The following is a 6,098-nucleotide window of genomic DNA, read 5'->3' as shown; positions in this document are numbered from 1 at the left end:
CCGCGCCGGACAGGGCCGCGGCACCCGCCTCACACCACGTTCTTTTCCAGAATGGGCTCGTTGCGCGCCACGCGGGCGAAGTTCATCGGGGAAAGATCGAGGGTCTGATAGGCGCCGTGGACGATGACTTCGGCAAGGCCGCGCCCGACCGCCGGCGACTGCTGCAGCCCGTGGCCCGAAAAGCCGTTGGCGAGGTAGAAGTTGGCATAGCCCGGCGCGCGGCCGACGAAGGCGTTGTGGTCGTAGGCGCTCATGTCGTAGTGCCCGGCCCACGCCCGGCCCGGCCGGATGCGCTCGAACGCCGGAATGCGGGTGGCGAGCGCCGGCCAGATGATGTCGTCGAAGATATCCCATTCCACCTCGAAATCGTCGCAGGTGTCGGGATCGCGCTGTTCCGGCGGCACCACGCCGCACAGGAAGCCGTCGCCTTCCGGGCGCACATAGACGCCGGTGGTGTCGACCAGCAGCGGGCAGCCGTCCACTTTCTCCGCGCAGCGGAAGGTGAAGATCATCCGCTTCTTGTTGTGGACCGGGATTTCCAGCCCCGCCGCCTTGGCCAGCGCCGGGCCGCCGGCCCCGGCCGCGTTCACCAGCGCACCGCAGCCGATGGTGCTGCCATCGGCAAGCTTCACCGCGGTGATGCGGTCGCCCTCGCGCACCACACCGGTCACCGTGCCGGCGAGATAATCCACCCCGAGGCTGCGCGCCTTGCGGCGGAAGGCCTGCATCAGCCCGTAACCGTCGAACCAGCCCTCGCCGGTCACGCCGAAAGCGCCGAGCGCCAGATCGTCGACGGCAAGCCAGGGAAAGCGCGCCTTCAGCGCCGCCGGCTCCATCAGACGGATATCGGCCCCGTTCGCCACCTGCACGGCGTGGTTTTCCTCCAGCACCGCACGGCCGGCGCCGGTGGCAATGAACAGATAGCCCCCCTCGTGCAGGCCGATCTCCGGCCGCTCGTCGCCGACCGCCAGCCGCGCGCCGATCTCGCGCAGGAACGCGATGCCGTAGAGCGAGATCTGCACGTTCATCGCGCTGGAATATTGCTGGCGGATGGAGGCCGCCGACAGCGCCGAGGCGCAGCGGGTGTAGGTCGGGTCTTTTTCCACCACCAGCACCCGGCCGCGGAAGGCCGGGTCCATGGCCAGATGGCAGGCGACCGAGCTGCCCGTGACCGCACCGCCGGCCACGATGACATCATAAGACTGCGCCATGGCGCATTACCCCTCCGGCCGGTGCGTTCGTTCCGCCGGCCTCGTTCTGGTTCGGCGGCCGCCACGCGCGGCCGTCCTGCCGTCCTGCCTGCACCCGGCCGGGAGGGGCCGGGGCCGGCGGGTCAGAGTGTGTGCCGCTTCAGCGCGGCTTCCCGGATCGCCCCGAGAGTGGTGGCCGGGGTGATGGCGTCCGGATCGATCAGGCAGTGCAGGATCGCCGGCTTGCCGGAGGCCACCGCGCGCTCGAAGGCCGGCGCGAACGCCTCGGTCTGCGTCACGCGCTCGCCATGGCCGCCGAAGGCCACCGCATAGGCGGCAAAATCCGGGTTCTTCAGCTTCGTGCCGGAAATGCGGGTCGGATATTCCCGCTCCTGATGCATGCGGATGGTGCCGTACATGCCGTTATCGATAATGACGACGATAATCGGCGCGTCATATTGCACGGCCGTGGCGAACTCCTGCCCGTTCATCATGAAGCAGCCGTCGCCGGCAAACGACACCACCAGACGGCCGGGGTTCATGATCTTGGCCATGACCGCCGCCGGAATGCCGTAGCCCATCGAACCGGAGGTCGGCGCAAGCTGGGTGCCGAAGCGGGTGTAGCGGAAATAGCGGTGCACCCAGATGGAATAGTTGCCAGCACCGTTGGTGACGATGGCATCTTCCGGCAGCCGGTCGCGCAGCCACCCCATCACCGCGCCGTACTGGAAATCGCCCGGCAGGGCCCCGGGGGTGTCGGTCCAGGCGTGGAAGGCGGCATTGGCCGCGCGGGTCTGCGCCGACCACGGCCGGTTGGAGGGCACCGGCAGGGCGGCCAGCGCCGCAGCGAAGGCCGCCGGCGTTGCCTGAATGGCGAGGGCCGGCTGGTAGACCCGGCCCAGTTCCTCCGAACCCGGATGGACGTGGATCAGCGTCTGCGCCGGGTTGGGCACGCCGAGCAGGGTATAACCGCCGGTCACCATCTCCGAGGCCCGCCCGCCGATGAGCAGGATCAGGTCGGCATCGCGGATGCGCGCCGTCAGCGCCGGGTTCTGGCCGATGCCGACATCGCCGGCATAGTTGGGATGGCTCTGCGGAAAACGGTCGGTGCGCCGCAGGCTGGTGCCGACCGGCAGATCCCAGCGCTCGGCCGCCTCGACCATCGCCGCCACGCCGGCCTCGTCCCAGCGCGATCCGCCGACGATGACGAACGGCCGCTCGGCCGCCGCCACCAGCCGCGCCACTTCCGCCATGTCGGCGGGATCGGGCGTCAGGCGCACCGGCTCCACCCGGGGCGCGTCGGCAACCTCGGCCACGTCGAGCAGCATGTCTTCCGGCAGCGCCACGACGACCGGCCCCGGCCGGCCCTGCATGGCAACGCGGAAGGCGCGCGCGACGAGTTCCGGTATGCGCGCCGCATCGTCGATCTCCACCACCCACTTGGCGATAGAGCCAAACACGGCCTTGTAGTCGAGTTCCTGAAACGCCTCGCGCTCCTTCATGCCGCGGTCGATCTGGCCGACGAACAGGATGAGGGGCGTGGAATCCTGCGCCGCGATGTGGATGCCGTGGGCCGCATTGGTGGCACCGGGGCCGCGGGTGACGAAGCACACCCCCGGCCGGCCGGTCAGCTTGCCGGCGGCATCGGCCATCATCGCCGCGCCGCCCTCGTTGCGGCAGATCACGACCTCGATGGCGGCATCGTGCAGCGCATCGAGCACGGCGAGATAGCTTTCGCCGGGAATGGCGGTGACCCGCGACACCCCCTGCGCCAGCAGCTGGTCGACCAGAATGCGCCCGCCGGTGCGGGGATGGAACGGATGCGTCATGTTGCGTTTCTCTCGCCGGCTCGTGTCGGGGGCAGGCGTTATCAGAGGCTGGTTGTTATCGAAGGGCCGGCGTCATCAGGACCAAAACGTTATTCGGACTGCGTTTTTGCCAGCGCCGCCAGCACCGCCCCGGTATCGGCGCCGAGGCGCGGGCTGGCGGTGGCCGCCGCCATGCGCACGCCGTCGAGCACGATCGGGCTTGCGACCGACGGCACGGTTCCGCCGGCGGCGTGGTCTTCCGGCAGGTCGAGGCGGATGCCGCGGTGCATCACCTGACGATCGGCGAACACCTCGCCCACCGAATTGATCGGCCCCGCCGGCACGCCCACCGCCTCAAGGCTGGCCAGCAGCGTATCGCGGGCAAAGCCCGCCGTCAGCCCCGCGATGAGGGGCACGAGTTCGGCCCGGCTGGCGACGCGGTCGGCATTGGTGACATAGGCCGGGTTCTTCGCCAGATCCGGCCGGCCGAGCACCGCGCAGAAGCGGGCGAACTGGCCGTCGTTGCCCACCGCCACCACCAGATGGCCGTCGGCCGCCGGAAACACCTGATAGGGCACGATGTTGGGATGGGCGTTGCCCATGCGCTTCGGCGACCGGCCGGAGACGAGATAATTCATCGCCTGATTGGCGAGCACCGCCACCTGCACATCCATCAGCGCCATGTCGACATGGCCGCCCTCGCCCGTCAGGTCGCGGCGGCGCAGGGCGGCGAGGATGCCGACCACCGAATAGACGCCGGTGAACACATCGGTCAGCGCCACGCCGATCTTCTGCGGCTCGCCGGCGGGATCGCCGGTCAGATCCATGATGCCGCCCATGGCCTGAATCATGAAGTCGTAGCCGGCGCGCGGCGCGTAGGGCCCGTCCTGCCCGAACCCGGTGATGGAGCAATAGACGAGATGCGGATTGACCGCCTTCAGCCCTTCGTAGTCGAGGCCGTATTTCTTCAGCCCGCCGACCTTGAAATTCTCCAGCACCACGTCGGATTCGGCCGCAAGCTGCCTGACCAGCGCCTGCCCTTCGGCGGTTTCGAAATCGATGGCGACCGAGCGCTTGCCGCGGTTGCAGGCGTGGAAATAGGCCGCGCCGAGGGTGCCGCCGTCCTGCGCCTTTACGAAGGGCGGACCCCAGCCGCGGGTGTCGTCGCCCACCTCAGGCCGCTCCACCTTGATGACTTCGGCGCCGAGATCGGCCAGAAGCTGCCCGGCCCACGGCCCGGCGAGGATGCGGGCCAGTTCCAGCACCCGCACCCCGGCGAGCGGCTTCACGGCGGCGACGTTTTCCTGCGGCGAAGCATCCGCCCCGTCGCCAGCAGCAAGAGACATCGGTTCTCGTCCTGACGGCTGAAGAAAGAGAGCCCCCCGCCCGGCGGGCGGAGGGCGGGTTCGCTCAGAAGAAGGCCTGAAGGCCGGTCTGGGCGCGGCCGAGGATGAGGGCATGCACATCGTGCGTGCCCTCGTAGGTGTTGACGGTTTCCAGATTGATCATGTGGCGGATCACCTGGAATTCCTCGGAGATGCCATTGCCGCCGTGCATGTCACGCGCCATGCGGGCGATATCCAGCGCCTTGCCGCAGTTGTTGCGCTTGATGAGCGACACGGCTTCCGGCGCCGCCTTGCCGGCATCGAACAGCCGGCCGACGCGCAGCGCCGCCTGCAGGCCGAGCGCGATCTCGGTCTGCATGTCGGCGAGCTTCTTCTGGATGAGCTGGTTCTGCGCCAGCGGCCGGCCGAACTGGCGGCGGTCCAGCGTGTAGGTGCGGGCACGGTGCCAGCAGTCTTCCGCCGCCCCCATCACGCCCCACGCGATGCCGTAGCGCGCGCGGTTGAGGCAGCCGAACGGGCCGCGCAGGCCGGAAACGCCCGGCAGCAGCGCCTCTTCGCCCACCACCACGCCATCCATCACGATCTCGCCGGTGATGGAGGCGCGCAGGCTGAGCTTGCCGCCGATCTTCGGCGCCGACAGGCCCTTCATGCCCTTTTCCAGCACGAAGCCGCGGATGGCACCCTCATGGGCCTCCGACTTCGCCCACACCACGAACACATCGGCCACGGGTGCGTTGGAGATCCACATCTTGGTGCCGGTCAGGCGATAGCCGTCCGCCACCTTCTCCGCCCGGGTCCGCAGGCTGCCGGGATCGGAGCCGGCATCCGGCTCGGTCAGGCCGAAGCAGCCCACCCACTCGCCGCTGGCGAGCTTCGGCAGATACTTCTTGCGCTGGGCCTCGCTGCCATAAGCATAGATGGGATGCATGACCAGCGAGGACTGCACGCTCATGGCCGAACGATAGCCGGAATCGACCCGCTCCACCTCGCGCGCCACCAGACCGTAGGCGACGTAGCCGACGCCGGCGCCACCGTATTCCTCGGGAACGGTGGGGCCGAGCAGGCCGAGTTCGCCCATCTCCGACATGATTTCGCGGTCGAAGCGCTCTTCCTCGTAGGCCGAGGTCACGCGCGGCTGCAGCTTTTCCTGCGCATAGGCGCGGGCGGCATCGCGCACCAGCCGCTCTTCTTCCTCAAGCTGGTCCTCCAGGAGGAAGGGATCCTCCCAGACGAACGAGCCCATGTCCTTGCCGTGAGCGCCCTTGGCCTCAATGCCAGCCATCGCTTGGCTCCCCTTTTTTTCGGATTGTTGCCGGCCGATCAGCCGATATCGAAGGTCACGCCCTGCGCGAGCGGAAGATCTTTGCCGTAGTTGATGGTGTTGGTGGCGCGGCGCATATAGGCCTTCCACGCATCCGAACCCGCCTCGCGCCCGCCGCCGGTTTCTTTCTCGCCGCCGAACGCACCGCCGATTTCGGCGCCCGAGGGGCCGATATTGACGTTGGCGATGCCGCAGTCGGAGCCGAGATCGGACAGGAACAGCTCTGCCTCGCGCAGGTCGTTGGTGAAGACCGACGACGACAGCCCCTGCGGCACGCCGTTGTTGAGCGCGACGGCGCCGGCGAAGTCGGAATAGCGCAGCACATAGAGAATGGGGGCGAAGGTCTCCTCCACCACCGGGCCGGTCTGCGCCGGCATCTCCACCAGCGCCGGGCGCACATAGAAGCTCGCCAGCCCCTCGCCCACCGCCACGC

The 6,098-nt window shown here is 68.7% G+C and carries 5 protein-coding genes; all 5 read right to left on the bottom strand.

Annotated features, from left to right (window positions below; all coding sequences use genetic code 11):
• Window positions 1-29: 29 nt before the first annotated feature.
• Window positions 30-1,211 carry an FAD-binding oxidoreductase gene (locus V7067_RS13420; RefSeq protein ID WP_334176411.1) on the bottom strand — a complete coding sequence of 394 codons (1,182 nt, stop codon included), beginning with the start codon at window positions 1,209-1,211 and terminating at the stop codon, window positions 30-32.
• A 122-nt stretch (window positions 1,212-1,333) separates the two neighbouring features.
• Window positions 1,334-3,019, bottom strand: coding sequence for a thiamine pyrophosphate-binding protein (locus tag V7067_RS13415; RefSeq protein WP_334176410.1), 1,686 nt, complete (start codon window positions 3,017-3,019; stop codon window positions 1,334-1,336).
• A gap of 89 nt (window positions 3,020-3,108) precedes the next feature.
• Complete coding sequence (locus V7067_RS13410; protein WP_334176409.1) at window positions 3,109-4,344, bottom strand: CaiB/BaiF CoA-transferase family protein; 1,236 nt, start codon at window positions 4,342-4,344, stop codon at window positions 3,109-3,111.
• Window positions 4,345-4,408: 64 nt separating this feature from the next.
• Entirely contained in the window at window positions 4,409-5,626 is a 1,218-nt protein-coding gene (locus V7067_RS13405; protein ID WP_334176408.1) for an acyl-CoA dehydrogenase, read from the bottom strand.
• 38 nt (window positions 5,627-5,664) lie between these two features.
• Window positions 5,665-6,098: aldehyde dehydrogenase family protein (locus tag V7067_RS13400; protein ID WP_334176407.1), on the bottom strand; the 434-nt coding region annotated here is incomplete at its 5' end.

The sequence above is a fragment of the Pseudoxanthobacter sp. genome (assembly GCF_036822375.1).
In the GTDB taxonomy this organism is placed as follows: domain Bacteria; phylum Pseudomonadota; class Alphaproteobacteria; order Rhizobiales; family Segnochrobactraceae; genus Pseudoxanthobacter.
The sequence above is the reverse complement of the archived record's forward strand: the minus strand, read 5'-3'. Positions and strand labels throughout refer to the sequence as shown.